The following is an 18,606-nucleotide window of genomic DNA, read 5'->3' as shown; positions in this document are numbered from 1 at the left end:
TTGTAATCCGTCGGAATGGAGTGGCTTCGTTCGGCTTGTCCGGGTGTCGTCGTGCTCGTTAACTTGCTCGCATTATGAACTATCTTACCTCGGTCTGTGGCGACTGTGATGGAAAAGGTTGTTCCGGCTGTGACGGGCACGGCACGATCACCATTGTGGAGGACTGATCGAATGGAACCCTCAATGCTTCCTCCTGGTGTCACAGCCCAGGAGATCAGTTATCGCAGTGGTCGGAAGCAAGTGATCTACACGGCGCCGTACCCATCCGAAGGGCCGGTGCTCGCGCGTGATCTGCTGGGCAGGCAGGCGTGGATGTTCATGTACGCGCATTTCGTCTTCACCTGGGTGGAAGGCGCGGTTCAGGTGCAGGTCAGTCACGGAACCCTGAGTGGGCCGAAGATGCCGCTGTGGAAGGGGATCAGTATTCCCGCGTATTGGTCGGGCCCCGCGCTGGCCGAGTTCGGACGGGCGTGGGCGCTGGACCAGATGACGGGGAATCGGGGAACTCCGGCGGCCATTTACCTTTGAGGGTTCTGCGTGGCGTTTCGGATTGGAATGGGTCGGTATTTCTTCCCGCTCGGCCCAGGGATGGTGAAGGCGTTGGTGAGACCCGCGGTCTGGCGCATGTCGCGAAAGCCACTTTCGCGACGTGTGATGTCCCGAAAGTGGCTTTCGCGACACACAAACGTCTGGGGCTGAATATGGGCATGCCGAGGAGCCCGTCGCCGGTGCGGTCGGCGGGCTCCTCGGGATGGGGCGAAGGTCAGGTCACGACGCGATGGAGGGTGTTGCGCCGTGGCACCTGTAGCGGATCGAGGTACTGGGGCGGCACGAATTCCGGTATCCCCTCGGGCGCCATCCGGACCTGCCAGTCACCGTGGTGGATGAGCCGGTGGTGGAAGGAGCAAAGCAGGACCAGGTTCCGGAGATCGGTCGGGCCGCCGTCGGCCCAGTGCCGAATATGGTGGGCGTGACAGTGTTTCGGTGCTCGATGGCAGCCGGGGAACGCGCAGCCGCCGTCGCGGATGTTCAGGGCCCGGCGTTGGCCGGGGGTGACGAAGCGTTTCATCCGTCCGACGTCGAGGGGTTCGCCGGCGGCGCCCAGCACCACCGGGATCATCAGGCAGTCGCAGGCGGCCAGCCGGGCTTCGCGGGCGGTGATCCGGCCGACGAAGTCGAGGCACGCGGTCCCGAGTCCGGTCTTCAGCGCATCGAGCCCGACGGTCACGTGCACCAGCGTGCGGTAGCCGGAGGTGCCCGGCTGGTCGGGACAGGCGATGGCAAGATCGAGGAGCTCGGCCCACGCGTCGCCTCGGCGCTGGGGCAGGGTGCGGTGGTCGGCCTGGCCGAACTCGTCGACCGGTCGTTTCGCCGCGTAGGCGTCCAGCGCGGCCGCGGTGCGGGCGCCGGTTTCGGGGTCGAGCAAGCCGGAGAGCTTCCAGAACCCGTCCTTGCGGCGCTCGACGAACACCTCGCGGCGCGGCGGGGCGGGCTCGGGGTCTTTCGGCTCGTTCCCGTCGGGGTCGAGGTGTGCGAGCAGGTCGGCTCCGGCCTCGGCGATCTGTTTCGGCCCGGCGTCGCGGGCGAGGTCGGCGAGGATCTTCTCCGCCCCGGCCCGGTCTTCCACGGGCACCTCGGACGGGATCTTGCGCAGGATCTCCAGGATCAGGTCGATGTGCTGCTCCCCGAGCGCGCCGTCCTCGGCCGCGGCGGCGGTCGCTGGCGCGAACACGGCGATCTCGCCACCGACGCTCGGCGCGGGGTTCAAAGCCAAGGCCCGGTTCACCATGTCTTGCGCGTCGCCAAGGGATATCCGGGCGACATCGGCGAGCCACGATGCCGCGCTCCCGTAGCCGAACAAGTCTTCCGGCCCCCGCGACTCGATCTCCGCCAGGTACTTCCCCACTCCGGCGGAGGCCACTCTCATGACCTGCAGCAGGTGCGTCACGCCGTGGGCAAGCTCCAGCTTGCCGGCGCGCCACAGTTCCTGCGGCAGTTCGGGAATGGTCGTCTCGGGCACGTCTCCATATTACCGAAAAATGCAGCGGGAATCATTCGTAATTTTAAGCGACAACGGTAATTGCGCATTTACCACTGATGGATTATTTGATTTCCGCGCGTCGTGACTCTCGCGATTCGTGAAGGTGGCGGACGGGAGGTCAGTGTGTCGCGAAAGTCTCTTCGCAACGCTGAAGGTGCGAAGGCCGCAATCCTCTCCTGGTCTGAAGTCCGTGAAGGCCTCCTTGAAGGACTCTGGGTCCCTCAAGGAGGCCTTCACGGACTGGGCACACAGGGCTCGGCGTGATCAGCGGCGTTACTCGTGTGATCAGGGACGTGACTCGCGTGATTAGAGGCCGCACTCGGGTGTTCCGCTGCTGATCACGCGAGTTCCGCCTTCGATCACGCGAGTCACGCCGCTGATCACGTGAGTGCGGTGCCGCGTCCTCGTGAGTGGCGAGGACGGTTAGAGCCGTCCTTACCACTCACGAGACCCAAGATCAGCGTTTCAGGGTAAAAGTGAAGTCCCCGGAAACCTTCCCCCGCAACCGCACCGCCGAAACCACCTTCCCCTCCTCGATCAGTCTCTCGACCTCACCCCGCGAAAGACCACACCCCTCGGCGATCAACCGCACAGGCCGAAGCGGAATCCGGGCCTCGAAACGAACTGAGACATCGCGAAAGTCCCCATGACACAAGGAACCGGTATCGAGCCGCCAGGCGCCCGCCCAATCGAGGGCGACGTGGTTACGGCGGAGCACGGCCGGATCCTGGAGCAGCTCGGCGGCGAGGCCGAGGTCGTTCTCGTGCAGCCGATCCAGCAGTTCAGGCCGGACGGAGCGCACGTGCACGCGCTCCAGGATCGTGAGTTTCGTGGTGTCCCCGCACCGAGTGCAGAGCACGAGGAGCCAGACGTCGATGAGTTTGTGGTTGGCGTTGACCCGGAATTTGCCGTTCGCCCGGAAGCGCCCGGACCCGCAGGCGTGGCAACGACGGAGGACGACCGGAAGGCAGGTGGGAACGACCACCCAGTTTTCGAGCATGGGAAATACACCCGTTCAGTGAGAAATCCGCAGCAAAAGGCGGCGCGGCGCGAAAGACGCGACGCGCGACGAAATCAGCGCTCGGGAGGTCTCACAGGGTGTACAACGGCAGGCCCTCGGCTCGGCGACGTGGTCCGGCAGCACGGTAATGGCCCGCCGGCAGCCGCCCCACCGGTTTTCCGGGCAAGAAGAAGCCCCCTGGCCGAAGCCAGGGGGCCGGACGAGCGAGTCCTAGGAGCGCGCGTCCTCCTTCAGCATGTCCGCGCACTTCTCACCGATCGCCATCGTCGTGATGCACGGGTTCACCGCGACCAGGAACGGCATCGCCGAACCGTCGGCGACCCGCAGGCCTTCGACGCCGCGCACGCGCAGCCGGGCGTCCAGTACGGCCGTCGGGTCCCCGTCGCCGCCCATCTTCGCGGTGCACGACGGGTGATAGACCGTGTTGTGCGTCTTGCGCAGGTAGTCCGCGATCTCGTCGTCGGTCTTCACGTCCTTGCCGGGCGCCAGTTCCGTGCCCGCCCATTCGTCCAGCGCGGGCTGCTCGGCGATCTTGCGCGCCAGTTTGATGCCGTAGGTCATCACGCGCATGTCGTGTTCGTCGGTGAAGTACCGCGGGTCCACCTTCGGCTTGTCCCGGTAGTCGCGGCTGCGCAGCCGCACGGTCCCGGTCGACCGCGAACGCGTGACGTTCGGGGTCAGGCAGAAGCCGTTCTCCGTGGTGGGATAGCCGTGCCGGAGGGTGTTCATGTCGAACGGCACCGAGCCGTAGTGGAACATCAGGTCCGGCCGGTCGAGGCCTTCCTCCGTGGTGGTGAAGATGCCGATCTCCCACCATTGCGTGGATTCGGTCGTCATCGGCTGCAGCGCGTCCCACTGGATGACGCCTTCGGGGTGATCCTGCAGGTTCTCGCCGACGCCGGGGGAGTCCACCAGCACGTCCACGCCGACCTCGCGCAAATGGGAAGCGGGGCCGATCCCGGACAGCATCAGGAGTTTCGGGGTGTCGATCGCGCCCGAAGACAGGATCACCTCGCGCCGCGCGCGCAGCTGGACACCGTGGATCAGGTCGTCGGCGAGGTATTCCGCGCCGGTGCAGCGTTTTCCGTCGAACAGCAGCCGCCGGACGCGGGCGCCGGTGATGATCTCCAGATTCGGCCGCTTGCCGATGATCGGGTGCAGGTACGACACCGACGCCGACGACCGCGTGCCGTCCTCGCGCGCGTTGATCTGGAACCAGTTCGCCCCGTGCGTCACGGTCTTGCCCGAGTTGAACTCCGTCCTCGGGATCCCCGCCTGCTCGCAGGCCTGCAGCAGCGCGACACCGGTCGGGTCGTTCGGCGGCACCGAGCGGATGGTCACCGGACCGGAGCGGCCGTGGTGGTCGCCGGGGCCGTCGTTGGTCTCAAGACGTTGGTACAGCGGGAAAATATCCTTCGCCGCCCAACCGGGCAGGCCGAGTGACGACCATTCGTCGAGGTCTTCGGCCGGCGCCCAGAACGCGATGCACGAGTTGTGCGACGAGCAGCCGCCGAGCACCCGCGCCCGGGCGTGGCGCAGGAACGAGTTGCCGGACTCCTGCGGCTCCACCAGGTAGTCCCAGTCGTAGCCGGATTCCAGCAGGGCCATCCACTTCGTCAGTTCCAGCACCGCCGGATCGTCCACATCGGATGGTCCGGCTTCCAGGAGTGCCACGGTGACGTCCGGATCTTCCGAGAGTCTCGCCGCGACCACCGAACCCGCCGTCCCGCCGCCGACGACGATGTAGTCGAACTCTCCGGTCACTGTGCTGCCTCCTCGGGATGTGCTTCCGCGGCGTGATCGGCCAGGACGCCGCTCTTGTGCCGCAGGACGAACCAGTAATACGCGAAACCGGCGACCGCCACCGCGCCGACGAACAGCACGGCCCCCCATTCGAGGTACCAGTGATACGGCTCGGTCGCGTTGTAGACCTCGCGCCGCGGCCAGGCCAGGTTCACCACGATCGCGCCGCCCCACAGCACGCCGAGGATGTTGACCGGCAGCCCCAGTTTGCCGAGCGAGAAGTACTTGGTGCCCGCCACCTTCGGCGGCGGCCACTGCCCGCGGAGGCGCTTGACCAGCATCGGAACGGTGACCAGCAGGTACGCCAGGTAGATCATGATGATGCCGATACTGGTGATCACCGTGAAGATCTGCGGCTGGCCGACGTTGACCACCAGGATCAGCACGGCGATCACGCCGGACACGATCGCGGGGACCACCGGCGTCTTCGTCTTCGGCGACACCCGGGCCAGATGCTTCCCGGCGGGCAGGTTGTTGTCGCGGCCCATCGCGAACATCATCCGGATCGCCGCCGACTGCACGGCCAGGTTGCACACGGTGATGGCGATGACGACCGCCAGCAGGAAGATCGTGCCGATGGTGCTCCCGAGGACGTCGAGCACGATGAACTGCAGGCCGCCGGTCGCGATCTCCGGGTTGTTGATGTCGCCCACGGCCATCAGCGCCAGCAGCAGGATCAGCCCGCCGATGACGAACGACGCGATCAGCGCGCGCAGGATCGCCTTGGGCGCGTTCTTGCGCGGGTCGTGCGACTCCTCGCCGAGCGAACTGGCGGTGTCGAAGCCGTACATGACGTAGGTCGACGCGAGCGAAGCGACCAGGAACGCACCGAAGTACCCCCACGGCTGGTCCGCGCCGGTGTTGTTCGTCTGCATGACGACTTCCGGGCCCCGCGTGATGTTCACCGCGAGCGCGACGATCAGCAGGACCGCGGCGATCAGTTCGATGAACACCCCGGCGCTGTTGATCCGCGCCATCAGCTTGACGCCCCACGCGTTCACCAGCGTCGTGAACACGATCAGCGCCGTGCCCAGGATGACCGCGTTCACCGCGCTGTCGCCGGAGAAGGAGAAGAACGACGAGATCTGGGGGAGCGTGATCTGGTATGCGAGCGCGACGGCGGCGATGCTGACGATCGACGCGGTGAGCATCATCCACCCGGCCAGCCAGGCGACGTGCGGGCTGCCGAGCCGTTTCGACCAGTTGTAGATCGACCCGGCGACCGGATAGTGCGCGGCCAGTTCGGCGAACGACAGCGCCACCATCAGCTGGCCGACGAACACCATCGGCCAAGACCACCAGTACGCGGGCCCGCCGAAGCTGAAGCCGAAGTAGAACAGCTGGAAGGTGCCCGTCAGGATCGAGATGTAGCTGATCCCGGCGGCGAAGGTGTGGAAATTGCCGAGCGTTCTTTCGAGTTCCTGTTTGTAGCCGAAACCGGCCAAGCCGTCGTCGGAAGGATTGCTCATCGGCAGTTTCCCCTCTTTAGTTGGACGCGGGCTCCCCGGAGAACCAGCGCTGTGGAGCGGGCCGGAGGTTCTGGTAGATGTGCTTCGCCTCCGTGTACTCGGCCAGTCCGGTCGGGCCGAGCTCGCGCCCGAAGCCGGACTGCTTGTAGCCGCCCCATTCCGCCTGCGGCAGGTACGGGTGGAAGTCGTTGATCCAGATCGTGCCGTGCCGCATCCGGTTCGCGACCCGCTGCGCGCGGGAGGCGTCCGAGGTGAACACCGCGCCGGCGAGGCCGTAGTGGGTGTCGTTGGCGATGCGGACGGCGTCGTCCTCGTCGGTGAAGGTCTCGACGGTGAGCACCGGGCCGAACGATTCGTCGACGACGGCGCTGCTGCCCTGCTTCACGTTGTCGAGGATGGTCGGCAGGTAGTAGTGCCCCTTCGCGAGTTCGCGATCGTCGGGGCGTTTGCCGCCGGTGCGCAGGACGGCGCCCTCTTCGAGCGCCGCGGCGACGTAGCGTTCGATCTTTTCCAAATGGGCGGCCGAGATCAGCGGACCGGTTTCAGCCTTCGGGTCGAAAGGTCCACCCAGTCGGATCAGCTCGGCGCGGCGGACGAGTTCGTCGACGAACTCGTCGTGCCACTCCTCCTGGACGATCAGCCGCGCGCCCGCCGAGCAGACCTGCCCGGAGTGCAGGAACACCGCGGTGAGCGCGTAGTCGACGGCGGTGTCGAAATCCGAGTCCGCGAACACGACGTTCGGGTTCTTGCCGCCCAGCTCCAGCGCGACCTTCTTGACGGTGGCCGCGGCCGAGGCGGCGATGATCTTGCCGGTCGAGAGGCCGCCGGTGAACGACACGAGGTCGACGTCCGGATGCTCCGAGAGCGGTGCTCCGGCCTGCGCGCCGGCGCCGAGCACGAGGTTCGCCACGCCGCCGGGGAGTCCGGCCTCGGTCAGCAGCTTCATCAGCATGATCGAGGTGTGCGGGGTCAGTTCGCTGGGCTTGAGGACGAAGGTGTTGCCCGCCGCGAGCGCCGGGGCGACCTTCCAGATGGTCTGCAGGAGCGGGTAGTTCCACGGCGTGATCAAGCCGCAGACGCCGACCGGCTCGTGCACGATGCGGCTGAACGCGTCCGGGTTGCCGGTGTCGACCACACGGCCCGCGTCGTTCGCGGCGAGCTTGCCGAAGTAGCGCAGGCACGCGGCGATGTCGGCCATGTCGTATTCGCTCTCGACCAGCCGTTTCCCGGTGTCGAGCGATTCGGCGCGGGCGAAGGCGGCGGCGTCGCGGTCCAGCAGGTCGGCGGCCTTCAGCAGCAGGTCGCCGCGCTGCGGGGCGGGCGTCTGCGGCCACGGGCCGGTGTCGAACGCCTTCCGCGCGGCGGCGATGGCCGCTTCGGTGTCTTCACGGGTGCCCTCGGCGACCTCCGCGACCAGCGACCCGTCAGCGGGGCAGCGGATTTCCCGGCGACCACCGCCGACCGCGTCGACCCACTCGCCACCGATGAAAAAGTCCGCCATCAAGCCCTCCGAACCGGCTCCTGCTGCGCTGATGAGTTCTCAGCGGGAAAACGTACTTCGAACTGACCGCCGATCAGCGATTATCGCGGCCACCCGACGTGACCGCTACTTGGCAAAAGAGACCATGTTCACACCCTTGGGTGCCGAGTGGTGATTTTCTGACATGTGACCCGTGACGCGGCGGACGGAAGACTCTCAGGCGACCTCCGTAGACTGGCCGGAACGGCGGAAGAGGAACCAGGCGAGGTGGGAGAGTGACGTTGCTCGAGTCCGTGCACGGACCGGCCGACTTGAAGCGGATGAACCAGGACCAGCTCGGTGAGCTGGCCGCGGAGATCCGGGACTTCCTCGTCGAGAAGGTGCGGCTCGCCGGTGGTCACCTCGGCCCGAACCTGGGTGTGGTCGAACTGACCATGGCGCTGCACCGCGTCTTCGACTCGCCGGACGACGCGATCGTGTGGGACGTGGGCCACCAGGCGTACGTGCACAAGATCGTCACCGGCCGTCATGACGGCTTCGGCAAGCTGCGCCAGCTCGGCGGCCTCACCGGCTACCCGGCGCGCTGCGAGAGCGAGCACGACCTCGTCGAGAACAGCCACGCCTCGACCGCGTTGTCCTATGTGGACGGTCTGGCCAAGGCGTTCGAACTCGAAGGCGGCGGCAGGCACGCGATCGCCGTCGTCGGCGACGGCGCGCTGACCGGCGGCATGTGCTGGGAGGCGCTCAACAACATCGCCGCGAACCCGCGCCGCCCGGTCGTCATCGTCATCAACGACAACGGCCGCTCCTACTCGCCGACCATCGGCGGCGTCGCCGACCACCTCGCGTCGCTGCGGCTCAAGCCGGGCTACGAGCGCGTGCTGGACCGCGGCAAGGAACTGCTGCGGCACACGCCCGTCGTCGGCAAGCCGATCTACGCGGCGCTGCACGCGGCGAAAGCGGGTCTCAAGGACGCGCTGAGCCCGCAGATGATGTTCTCCGACCTCGGCCTCAAGTACCTCGGCCCGGTCGACGGGCACGACCTCGTCGCGCTGGAGAAGGCGTTCCAGAGTGCCCGTGACTTCGGCGGCGCGGTCATCGTGCACGTGGTCACCGAGAAGGGCCACGGCTACGAGCCGGCGGTCACCAACCAGGCCGACCAGATGCACCAGACCGACCCGATCGACCCGGAAACCGGCCTGCCGCCGGTCAAGGGCCCGAGCTGGACCGGCGTCTTCGCCGACGAAATGGTCAAGATCGGCGCCGACCGCGAGGACGTCGTCGCGATCACCGCGGCCATGCTGCGCTCGACCGGGCTGCACAAGTTCGCCGAGGCGTACCCGGACCGCTGGTACGACGTCGGGATCGCCGAGCAGCACGCGGTGACCTCGGCCGCCGGGCTCGCGATGGGCGGCAAGCACCCCGTCGTGGCCGTCTACTCGACCTTCCTGAACCGGGCGTTCGACCAGGTCCTGATGGACGTCGCGCTGCACCGCCAGCCAGTGACGCTGGTGCTGGACCGCGCGGGCATCACCGGTCCGGACGGTCCCAGCCACCACGGCATGTGGGACCTTTCGCTGCTGGGCATGGTGCCCGGGATGCGGGTCGCCGCTCCGCGTGACGCCGGCACGCTGCGCGAGGAGCTACGGGAGGCCGTCGCGGTCGAGGACGGGCCGACGGCGCTGCGGTTCTCCAAGGGCGGCGTGATCGACTCGGTGCCCGCCGTGGAACGCGTCGGCACGGTGGACGTGCTGCGCAAACCCGACGGCGACGCCGACGTCCTGCTCGTCGCGGTGGGCGCGTTCGCGATGCTCGGGCTCGCCGCCGCGGACCGGCTGGCCGACCAGGGCATCGGCGTGACCGTGGTGGACCCGCGCTGGGTCGTCCCGGCCCCGGCCGAACTGGTCGCGCTGGCCGAACAGCACAAGCTCGTCGTGACCGTCGAGGACAGCGGGCGGCACGGTGGCTTCGGCTCCGCGCTGGCCGCGCTGTTCCGCGACGCCGAATGCGACGTGCCGCTGCGGGATCTCGCGGTGCCGCAGGTGTTCCACGATCACGGTTCGCGCGAGGAGGTGCTGGCTCGCGTTGGGCTCACCGCGCAGGACGTGGCGCGGCGGGTGACCGAGTGGTCGGCGAAGCTGGCGAGCCGCACTCCGGCTCCGGAGGACACGCGCCGCTGACAAGTGCGCCATGAAAGGTCCTTTCCTTGCAAAATTTGCAAGGAAAGGACCTTTCATTGCACGCGCTACGCACTTCCAAATGTCATGAAAGGGGCGTTCAGGACGAAAAGTGTCCTGAACGTCCCTTTCATGACATTTGGGGGGGGTGTCCCAGCGGTCGTGCGAAAGCCCGGCTCAGGTGCCCACGATCCGCCCGACCGCCCGCACCACGAGGTCTCGCGTCGCAGTAGGGGAGGAGAACCCCAGGATCGACAGGTGCACGACGAGGCTCAGCAGTTCCTCGGCGTCGAAGTGGTCCGGCACGGTTCCCGCCCGTTGCGCCGCCTGGATCGCGGCGACCTTGTCCGCGTGCGCCCGGACCTCGGCTTCGGGCGTCGCGTCGAAGCCGTTCTCCAGGCGCAGCCAGCCCATGAGCCGCAGGAGATGGGGGTGTTCGAGGTAGCGGTCGAACAGCCTGCCCGCGTAGCCGGGCAGGTCCTCGGGCGTGATCGTGAGGGTCCGGATGGCGAGGTCCACCTGCTCCTCCACGACCTTCTCGAAAAGCTCTTCCTTGCTGCAGAAGTAGGCGTAGATCAGCGCCTTGTTCGCACCCGCGTTCTTCGCGATGCGGTCCACCCTGGCGCCGGCGATGCCGTACGTCGCGAACTCCGTCGTCGCCGCGTCCAGCAGTTTCCGCTTGGTCGCTTCCTTGTCCCTGACCATGTGACCGAGTCTAACTAACTGGTTGGTTGACATCCAGCCGGGCCGCATGGCAGCCTGAGTTGACAACCAACTGGTTAGTTAGGAGACGGTCATGAAGGTCGCACTGGTCACGGGAGCCTCGGCTGGGATCGGCGAAGCCACGGCGCTCGCGCTGAAGGACGCGGGTTACACGGTCTACGGCGCCGCGAGGCGCGTCGAGCGGATGGCGGGGCTCGCCGAGCGCGGGGTGAAGGTCCTCGCGATGGACGTCACCGACGACGCCTCGATGGTCGCGGGCGTCGAGCGGATCATCGAGGAGTCCGGCCGCATCGACGTCCTGGTCAACAACGCGGGCTACGGCTCGTACGGCGCCTTCGAGGACGTGCCGCTCTCGGAGGGGAAGTACCAGTTCGAGGTCAACCTGTTCGGGCTCGCGCGGCTCGTCCAGCTGACCACGCCGCATATGCGTGCCCAGGGCTCCGGCAAGATCGTGAACATCTCGTCCATCGGCGGCAAGATCTACGAACCGCTCGGCGGCTGGTACCACTCGACGAAGTTCGCGGTCGAAGGACTCAGCGACTCACTGCGGCTGGAGCTCAAGCCGTTCGGCATCGACGTCGTGGTGGTCGAACCCGGCGCCATCAAGACCGAATGGGGCGGTATCGCCGTCGAGAACCTGCTCAAGACCTCGGGTGACACCGCGTACGCGCCGCAGGCCAAGGCGCTGGCGAAGTTCTTCGACCAGGCCGCACGCGGTTCCCACCCCAAGGTGATCGCCGACGTCATCGTGAAGGCCGTCCGGGCCCGGCGCCCGAAGACCCGCTACGCCGCCGGTTTCGGGGCGAAGCCGATCCTGTTCGTGCGCCGGGTGCTCCCGGACCGCGCGTTCGACGCGTTGTTCCTCGGGGCGTTGCGCCGCTTCGCCTAGACCGCGACGGCCGGTTCCGCGACGGGTTCCGCGTACGAGTAGACCTCCCGCGGCTCGGGGAAGAGCTTCACCAGCACCGGATACGCGATCGCCGCCGTGCACAGCGTCACCACCATGCTGATGTCGACGCCGCCCGCGATGTCCTTGAACGGCCCGGCGATCATCGGGGTGTTGGCCGTCAGCAGGCCCAGCGTCGTCGCCGGGATCCACGCGGCCATCGCGCGCCAGTTCACCCCGCGGGTGAACCAGTAGCGCCCGCCCTTGCGGCCCTGGTTGAACACCTGGAGGTCGTCCGGGTCGTAGAACCCGCGCCGCAGCACGAAGCCGATCATCATGATCACCATCCACGGCGACGTGCACAGCACGATCAGCGTGGCGAAGGCGTTGATGCTGGACACCATGTCCAGCACGAAATTGCCGACGAAGATGAACACGACACTGAGGGAGCCGATCAGCAGCGTCGCCTGCACCCGGCTCAGCTTCACGAAGATCGAGCTGAAGTCCAGGCCGGTCCCGTAGAGCGACGTCGTACCGGTGGACAGCCCGCCGATCAGCGCGACGACGATCAGCGGGATCGCGTACCAGAGCGGGGAGATCGCGGTCAGGCCGGTGATGTAGTCGGCCGGATCCGCGACCAGGGTCGCGGTGGCGATGCCGAAGCCGAACGGCAGCAACGTCGCCACCTGCGCCAGGAACGGCGCGGCCAGCAGGGAACGGCGGCTGTGCCGCGCCGGGATGTAGCGCGTCCAGTCGCCGAGGAAAGCACCGAACGAGATCGGGTTCGCCATCGTGGTGAGCGCGGCGAGGATCCACGTCGGCCAGAAGTCGCCGAGCGCGTACGTGCCGGTGCCGGCGAACCCGGGGTCGAACGTGCCGCCGTAGGCCACGATGCCGAGCAGCATGATCGCCGTGCCCAGCACCACGGCGACCCGGTTCACCAGCAGCATGAACCGGTAGCCGTAGATGCACACCACCAGCGTGGCGATCGCGATGACGCCGTACGCGACGCCGCGGAGCACTTCACCGCCGTCGAAGCCGAAAAGCCGTTGTGCCGCACCGGCGACGGCGTCGCCGCTCACCCAGACCGAGATGGCGAAGAAGGTGATCGCCGTCAGCAGGGAGAGGAAGGAGCCGACACAGCGGCCGACGACGCCGAAGTGCGCGCCGGAGGAGACCGCGTTGTTGGTGCGGGTGAGCGGGCCGAACAGCGACATCGGCGAGAGCACCAGCGCGCCGACGACCACGCCCGCGACGGTGGCCGCCACCGCCGCCCAGAAGCTCAGCCCGAAGGCGATCGGGAGGGTCCCGAGGATGATGGTGGCGAAGGTGTTGGCACCGCCGAACGCCATCCGGAACAGGTCGCGCGGACGCGAGGTCTGTTCTTCCGGCGGGATCGGTGCGATGCCGTGCTGCTCGACTTCGGTGACCTTGTCACCCATGGGGACCTCCAGCTATGCGTTTAGTCCTCTGAATGCGGTCCTTGCACACGCAAGTACCGCGTTCAGAGGACGAAACGCGATCAGGCGAAGCGGGTCATGACGTGCTTCACGCGGGTGTACTCGGCGAAGGAGTAGGACGAGAGGTCCTTCCCGTGGCCCGAGTGCCCGAAGCCGCCATGGGGCATTTCCGAGACCAGCGGCCCGTGGGTGTTGACCCAGACGCAGCCGAAGTCGAGTTCGCCCGAAACGCGGGTCGCGCGTGACAGGTCGTTGGTCCAGATCGACGACGCCAGCCCGTAGGGGACGCCGTTGGCCAGGCGCACCGCCTCGCCCTCGTCCACAAAGGACTGGACGGTGATCACCGGGCCGAAGATCTCCTCCTGCACGATCTCGTCGTCCTGCTCCAGACCCGAGACCACGGTGGGGGAGAAGAAGAAACCGCGGTCGCCGGCGGGGGTGCCGCCGGTCTCCACGCGGGCGTGCGAGGGCAGCCGCTCGACGAGTCCGCGGACCCGCCCGAACTGCGCCTCGCTGTTGAGCGGGCCGAAGTCCTCGCCCGGGGTCTGCACGGCGGCGGCCTTGGTCAGCTCCGCGACGAACTCGTCGTGGATCGCCGCGTCCACCAGCACCCGGCTGCCCGCGGTGCAGTCCTGCCCGGCGTTGTAGAACGCCGCCCCGACGATGCCCTCGGCCGCTTCGGCGAGGTTCACGTCGCCGAAGACCAGCAGGGGCGCGTTGCCGCCGAGTTCGAGGTGCGTGCGCTTGAGATCGGCCGCCGCGACGGTGGCGACGTCGATCCCGGCGCGGGTCGATCCGGTGATCGACACCAGCTCGGTGATCGGGTGCTTCACCAGCGCGCGGCCGGTGTCGCGGTCGCCGCACAACACGTTGAAAGCGCCCTGCGGCAGGAACTCCGCCGCGACCTTGGCCAGCAGGACGGCCGTCGACGGCGTGGTCTCCGCGGGCTTGAGCACGACGGTGTTGCCCGCCGCCAAGGCCGGGGCGATCTTCCAGACACCCATCATCAGCGGGTAGTTCCACGGCGCGATCTGCGCGCAGACACCGACCGGCTCCCGGCGGATCGCCGACGTGTGCCCGGGCAGGTACTCCCCGGACGCGGTGCCTTCGAGCTGCCGCGCCGCACCGGCGAAGAACCGCAGCGCGCTGACGCACTCCGGGATCTCCTCCTCCAGCACGACGGCGCGGATCTTGCCGGTCTCCCGGATTTCGAGCTCGGCGAACTCCTCCGCGCGGGATTCCAGCGCGTCGGCGATCTTCAGCAGCGCGAGCTGACGCTGGGCGGGCGTGCTCTTGCGCCACACCTCGAACGCCCGTTCGGCCGCGGCCAGCGCGGCGTCCACATCGGACTGTTCCGAAAGGACGCTGGTGCCGAAGACCTCGCCGGTGGCGGGATTCACCAGGTCGAGCGTCCGCGAGCCCGACGCCGGTACCTCGGCGCCGTCGACGAAATTGAGGACCTGAGTCATTTCTTCTCCAGGTGGGTCGGCTCGAACATCTTGAGCAGGGCGGGCAGGACGACCACGGACGGGCCAGGTGTGGCCAACGCGTCGGCCAGGTCCTTCCCGACGGTGTCCAAAGAGGACACGGTCGCGCCGACGCCGAAGGACTTCGCCAGCGCGGCGAAATCGGGGCGGGCGAGTTCGGTGGCGGTGGACTGCCCGAACGCGCCGGTCAGGTACTCGCGCAGGATGCCGTAACCGCCGTCGTCGACGATGAGCCAGGTGACGTCCAGCCCGTGCTGGACCGCCGTCGCGAGTTCCGCGATGCCGTACATCGCGCCGCCGTCGCCGGAGACCGCGAGCGCCGGGCCGCCGGTCGCCGCGGCACCGCCGAGCGCGCCGGGCAGGCCGTAGCCGAGCCCGCCCGCACCCTGCGCGGTGTGGATCGGCGCGCCCTCGGGATTCCACGCCGACCAGGCCCAGTAGGCCGCGATCGTCATGTCCCAGAACGTCTGGGTGCCTTCTGGGATCGCCGCGCGGATGTCGTCGATGAGCTTGCGCTCGGCTTCGAGGGGCTGGCCGTCGAGGCGTTCGCGCACCTTGGCCAGCAGTTCCGTCACCGCCGCTTCGGCGGCGCCGTCTGACTGCCGGAACGGAACCTGTTCCAGAAGTCCTTGCAGGGCAAGGCGAACGTCGGAATGGATGCCCAAGGCCGGGTAGTTCGACTCCAGCTTCCCGAGATCGGCCTCGACCTGGATCACCCGGCCGCGCGGGGCGAACTCGCGGTAGTTGCTGGACAGTTCGCCGAGCCCGGAGCCCAGCACCAGCAGCACGTCCGCGGCCGAGAGGAACTCGGTGCTGTGCCAGTCCTCCAGCCACGATTGTCCGGACAGCTCGTGATCCCAGCCGAAGACGCCCTTGCCGCCGAACGTCGACAGCACCGGGGCGCGCAAAGCCTCCGCGAGCACCTTCAGTTCCGCGTGCGCGCCCGAGCGCAGTGCGCCGCCCCCGGCGAGGATCACCGGATTCTCGGCCGCGCCAAGGAGTTTCGCCGCTTCCGTGACGAGCTCCGGCAACGGCGCGAGCGGAGCGGGCCGTGCGGTCACGGACGTGATCCGCGGCAGATCCGTCGGAGCCAGCAGGATGTCCTGCGGGATCTCGACCCACACCGGGCCGTACGGCGCGGTCGCCGCCGATTCCCACGCCTCGCGCAACGCCGTCGGGATCTGGCCGACGGTGCGCACCACGTGCACCGACTTCACGACATCGCGGAAACTGGCCTGCTGATCGGGCAGTTCGTGCAGATAACCGTGCCGTCCGCCGCCGAGCCCGGCGACCGGGATCTGGCTGGAGATCCCGAGCACCGGGACCGACGCCGCCCGCGATTCCTGCAGTGAGGCCAAAGTCAGCAGCGCGCCGGGACCGGTCGACACGATCATCGGTGTCACCGGGACTGGGCCCTCGGGATCCGCCGCGAGCCGGGCGCGGGCGTGTCCGTCGGCCGCGAACGCCAGATTGTTCTCCACCCGTGAACTGATGACGCGCAGGTCGTCCGTGCGCCGCAACGCTTCGAACAGACCGAGCGCGTGCTGGCCCGGCAGGCCGAACACGGTGTCCGCGCCGAGCGCGTGGAGGGTTTCGACGACGATGTCGCCGCCGATGCGTTGTGTCATGCGCTCTTCCCCAAACTGAGCAGGCTCACCAGGTCGTAGGCGACGTGGGAAGCCGCGATGGCGGTGATCTCGGCATGATCGTAGGCCGGGGCCAGCTCCACCACATCGGCTCCGACGAGGTTGCAGTCCCGCAGTCCGCGCAGGATCTCCAGCAGTTCGCGGCTGGTCATGCCGCCCGCTTCGGGAGTGCCGGTGCCGGGCGCGTGCGCCGGGTCGAGCACGTCGATGTCGACCGAGATGTAGAGCGGGCGGCCGCCGATGCGCTGGCGCAGCGCGTCGACGGTCTCGGCGACCCCGCGGCGCATGACGTCGCCGGAGGTGACGATGCCGAATCCGAGGCGGCGGTCCTCTTCCAGATCCCGCTTGCCGTACAGCGGGCCGCGCGTGCCGACGTGGGACAGCGCTTCGGTGTCGAGGATGCCTTCCTCGGACGCCCGCCGGAACGGGGTGCCGTGGGTGTACGGCTCGCCGAAGTAGGTGTCCCAGGTGTCGAGGTGTGCGTCGAAGTGCAGCAGCGCCACCGGTCCGTGCTTCTTCGCCGCCGCCCGCAGCAGCGGCAACGCGATCGTGTGGTCGCCGCCGACGGTCACCAGCCGTGTCCCGTTCGCGGTGAGCGCCTCGGCCTCGCTCTGCAGCGTTTCGATCGCCTCGCCGATGTTGAACGGGTTGAGCGCGATGTCACCGGCGTCGACCACCTGCGTTTCGGCGAACGGGGAAACGTCGAGTTCGGGGTGGTACGGGCGAAGGAGCCGGCTGGCCTCACGGAGCGCGGAGGGGCCGAAGCGCGCGCCGGGGCGGTAGGACACCCCGGCGTCGAACGGCACCCCGACGACGGCGACGTCGGCGCGCTCGACCTGATCGATCCGCGGAAGCCTCGCGAAGGTCGCGAAACCGGCGAACCGGGGCACCCTCGAAGAGTCGACGGGTCCGATCGGGTTCTGCTCAGGCACTGTGTCTCCTTCTGGTGTTTCAGGACTGCGAAGCGGCGAGTTTCGCCTCTTCTTCTTCGGCGGCCGCGCTGCCGTTCAGGCGGCGGGTCCACACGGTGAGGATTTCGTCGGAGGTACGCGGCGTCAGGAAGCTGACCAGCAGGTACACCGCGAGGCTGGAGCCGAGGCCCCAGTAGATCGGGCTGTTGGCCTCGACGCCGTCGACGAACATGAACGTGATGACCACGACGGTGCCGACCACCATCGACGCGAGCGCGCCCTGGCGGGTACCGCGTTTCCACGCCAGCCCGCCGATGATCGCGACCAGCAGACCGCCGACGAGGATGTCGTAAGCGATGGTCAGCGCGTTGACGACGTCGTCCACGATCATCGCGATGCCGATCGCGACGATGCCGAGTACCAGCGTGGTGACCCGGTTCCTTGTCACCTCGTCGACGGCCTTTTTGAGGCCCAGCTTGGAAAGCAGGTCCGACGTGCTGACCGTGGAGCAGGCGATGAGCGCGCCGCTCGCGGTCGACATCATCGCCGAGAGCGCCGCCGCGAGCACCAGCCCGCGGATCCCGGCGGGCAGCTGCTGCTCGACGATGGTCGCGAACGCGTCCTGCGCGCTGGCGAGGTTCGGGTACAGCGTCTTGGCCGCGGTGCCGATCAGCGCGCCGGCGAGACCGTAGACGAGGCAGTAGACGCCGGAGATGACGCCGCCGCCGGTCGCGATACCCGGCGTCCGCGCGGTGAACACGCGCTGCCAGATGTCCTGGCCGATCAGCAGGCCGAAGCTGTAGATGAGGAAGTACGTGAAGATCGTGTCGCCGCCGATGGCGGTCAGTTCGAAGTAGCTCTCGTCCAGCCGCGCGGCCATACCGTCGAAACCGCCCGCGGAGACGATCGAGACCGGCAGCAGGATCAGCAGGATGCCGATGGTCTTGATGACGAACTGGACGATGTCGGTCAGCGTGATCGACCACATGCCGCCGAGCACCGAGTAGAGCACCACGATCGAGCCGCCGATGGCGATACCCGCCCAGCTCGGCACGTTGAACAGGACCTTGAAGATGGTGGCGAACGCCAGCGTCGAGGTGACGGTCAGCATCAGCGTGTAGCCCCACATGACCACGCCGGAGATGGTGCTGGTGGAGCCGCCGTACCGCAGGTCGAGCATCTCGCCGACGGTGTAGACGCGCAGTTTCACCAGCCGCCGCGCGAACAGCGTGTGCAGGACCAGGATGCCGACCCCGATCGCGATCACGAGCCAGGCGCCGGAGATGCCGTAGGTGTAGCCGAGCTTCACCCCGCCGACCGTGGAAGCACCGCCGAGGACGACTGCGGACATCGTGCCCGAGTACATGAACCAGCCGAGGCGGCGGCCCGCGACGAGGTAGTCGGATTTGGTCTTGGCGAGCCGCAGCCCGAACCAGCCGACCCCGATCATGCCCGCTATGTAGAGCGCGATCACCGCGTAGTCACCGGCCACGGTGTCCTCC

Annotated in this window: 14 protein-coding genes; 3 read left to right on the top strand and 11 right to left on the bottom strand. The window is 67.9% G+C overall.

The genetic code is table 11. The features are described 5' to 3' along the window. Nucleotides 1-240 precede the first annotated feature (240 nt). A complete protein-coding gene (locus AB8M46_RS29420) occupies nt 241-528 on the top strand; it encodes a hypothetical protein (protein WP_228694581.1) in 288 nt (95 codons plus the stop codon). 235 nt (nt 529-763) lie between these two features. Here the strand turns inward: AB8M46_RS29420 and AB8M46_RS29415 are convergent, their stop codons facing one another. From AB8M46_RS29415 to AB8M46_RS29395, 5 genes are all read right to left on the bottom strand, one after another. Next, entirely contained in the window at nt 764-2,020 is a 1,257-nt protein-coding gene (locus tag AB8M46_RS29415) for a DUF222 domain-containing protein (RefSeq protein ID WP_394362332.1), read from the bottom strand. Nucleotides 2,021-2,498: 478 nt separating this feature from the next. After that, nucleotides 2,499-3,041 (bottom strand): DUF1062 domain-containing protein, encoded by a 543-nt coding sequence (locus AB8M46_RS29410; protein WP_394362331.1) that lies wholly within the window; start codon nt 3,039-3,041, stop codon nt 2,499-2,501. Between the two features lie 231 nt (nt 3,042-3,272). Then, nucleotides 3,273-4,826 (bottom strand): GMC family oxidoreductase, encoded by a 1,554-nt coding sequence (locus AB8M46_RS29405; RefSeq protein ID WP_394362330.1) that lies wholly within the window; start codon nt 4,824-4,826, stop codon nt 3,273-3,275. After that, a complete protein-coding gene (locus AB8M46_RS29400) occupies nt 4,823-6,334 on the bottom strand; it encodes an APC family permease (protein ID WP_394362329.1) in 1,512 nt (503 codons plus the stop codon). The genes AB8M46_RS29405 and AB8M46_RS29400 overlap by 4 nt, the downstream gene beginning before the upstream one ends. A 16-nt stretch (nt 6,335-6,350) precedes the next feature. Continuing rightward, complete coding sequence (locus tag AB8M46_RS29395) at nt 6,351-7,835, bottom strand: aldehyde dehydrogenase family protein (protein ID WP_394362328.1); 1,485 nt, start codon at nt 7,833-7,835, stop codon at nt 6,351-6,353. Between the two features lie 254 nt (nt 7,836-8,089). Between AB8M46_RS29395 and dxs the strand changes: the two genes are divergently transcribed. Continuing rightward, nucleotides 8,090-9,994: a 1-deoxy-D-xylulose-5-phosphate synthase gene (dxs, locus tag AB8M46_RS29390; RefSeq protein ID WP_125736473.1), complete on the top strand. Its 1,905-nt coding sequence runs from the start codon at nt 8,090-8,092 to the stop codon at nt 9,992-9,994. A gap of 174 nt (nt 9,995-10,168) precedes the next feature. On the opposite strand, the gene AB8M46_RS29385 is transcribed toward dxs, so the two are convergent. Then, nucleotides 10,169-10,696: a TetR/AcrR family transcriptional regulator gene (locus AB8M46_RS29385; RefSeq protein WP_037343749.1), complete on the bottom strand. Its 528-nt coding sequence runs from the start codon at nt 10,694-10,696 to the stop codon at nt 10,169-10,171. Nucleotides 10,697-10,787: 91 nt separating this feature from the next. Here AB8M46_RS29385 and AB8M46_RS29380 point away from each other — a divergent pair, with 91 nt between their 5' ends. Continuing rightward, complete coding sequence (locus tag AB8M46_RS29380) at nt 10,788-11,603, top strand: oxidoreductase (RefSeq protein WP_350599174.1); 816 nt, start codon at nt 10,788-10,790, stop codon at nt 11,601-11,603. Here the strand turns inward: AB8M46_RS29380 and AB8M46_RS29375 are convergent. The 5 genes from AB8M46_RS29375 to AB8M46_RS29355 all read right to left on the bottom strand — a co-directional run bounded on the left by AB8M46_RS29375 (nt 11,600) and on the right by AB8M46_RS29355 (nt 18,596). Further along, nucleotides 11,600-13,042, bottom strand: a complete 1,443-nt coding sequence (locus AB8M46_RS29375; protein ID WP_063274499.1) for a cytosine permease — start codon at nt 13,040-13,042, stop codon at nt 11,600-11,602. The two genes, AB8M46_RS29380 and AB8M46_RS29375, sit on opposite strands and share 4 nt — an antisense overlap. Before the next feature lie 80 nt (nt 13,043-13,122). After that, nucleotides 13,123-14,529 (bottom strand): aminobutyraldehyde dehydrogenase, encoded by a 1,407-nt coding sequence (locus AB8M46_RS29370; RefSeq protein WP_394362327.1) that lies wholly within the window; start codon nt 14,527-14,529, stop codon nt 13,123-13,125. Continuing rightward, a complete protein-coding gene (locus tag AB8M46_RS29365; RefSeq protein ID WP_394362326.1) occupies nt 14,526-16,175 on the bottom strand; it encodes a thiamine pyrophosphate-binding protein in 1,650 nt (549 codons plus the stop codon). The genes AB8M46_RS29370 and AB8M46_RS29365 overlap by 4 nt, the downstream gene beginning before the upstream one ends. Further along, nucleotides 16,172-17,125, bottom strand: coding sequence for an agmatinase (gene speB, locus AB8M46_RS29360; protein WP_037343759.1), 954 nt, complete (start codon nt 17,123-17,125; stop codon nt 16,172-16,174). The genes AB8M46_RS29365 and speB overlap by 4 nt, the downstream gene beginning before the upstream one ends. Before the next feature lie 19 nt (nt 17,126-17,144). Next, a complete protein-coding gene (locus tag AB8M46_RS29355) occupies nt 17,145-18,596 on the bottom strand; it encodes a sodium:solute symporter (protein ID WP_394362325.1) in 1,452 nt (483 codons plus the stop codon). Nucleotides 18,597-18,606 lie beyond the last annotated feature (10 nt).

The organism is Amycolatopsis sp. SB7-3 (assembly GCF_041021335.1).
GTDB classification, from domain to species: Bacteria; Actinomycetota; Actinomycetes; order Mycobacteriales; family Pseudonocardiaceae; genus Amycolatopsis; species Amycolatopsis japonica.
Note: the sequence above shows the minus strand (reverse complement) of the source record. Positions and strands in the feature narration are given on the sequence as shown.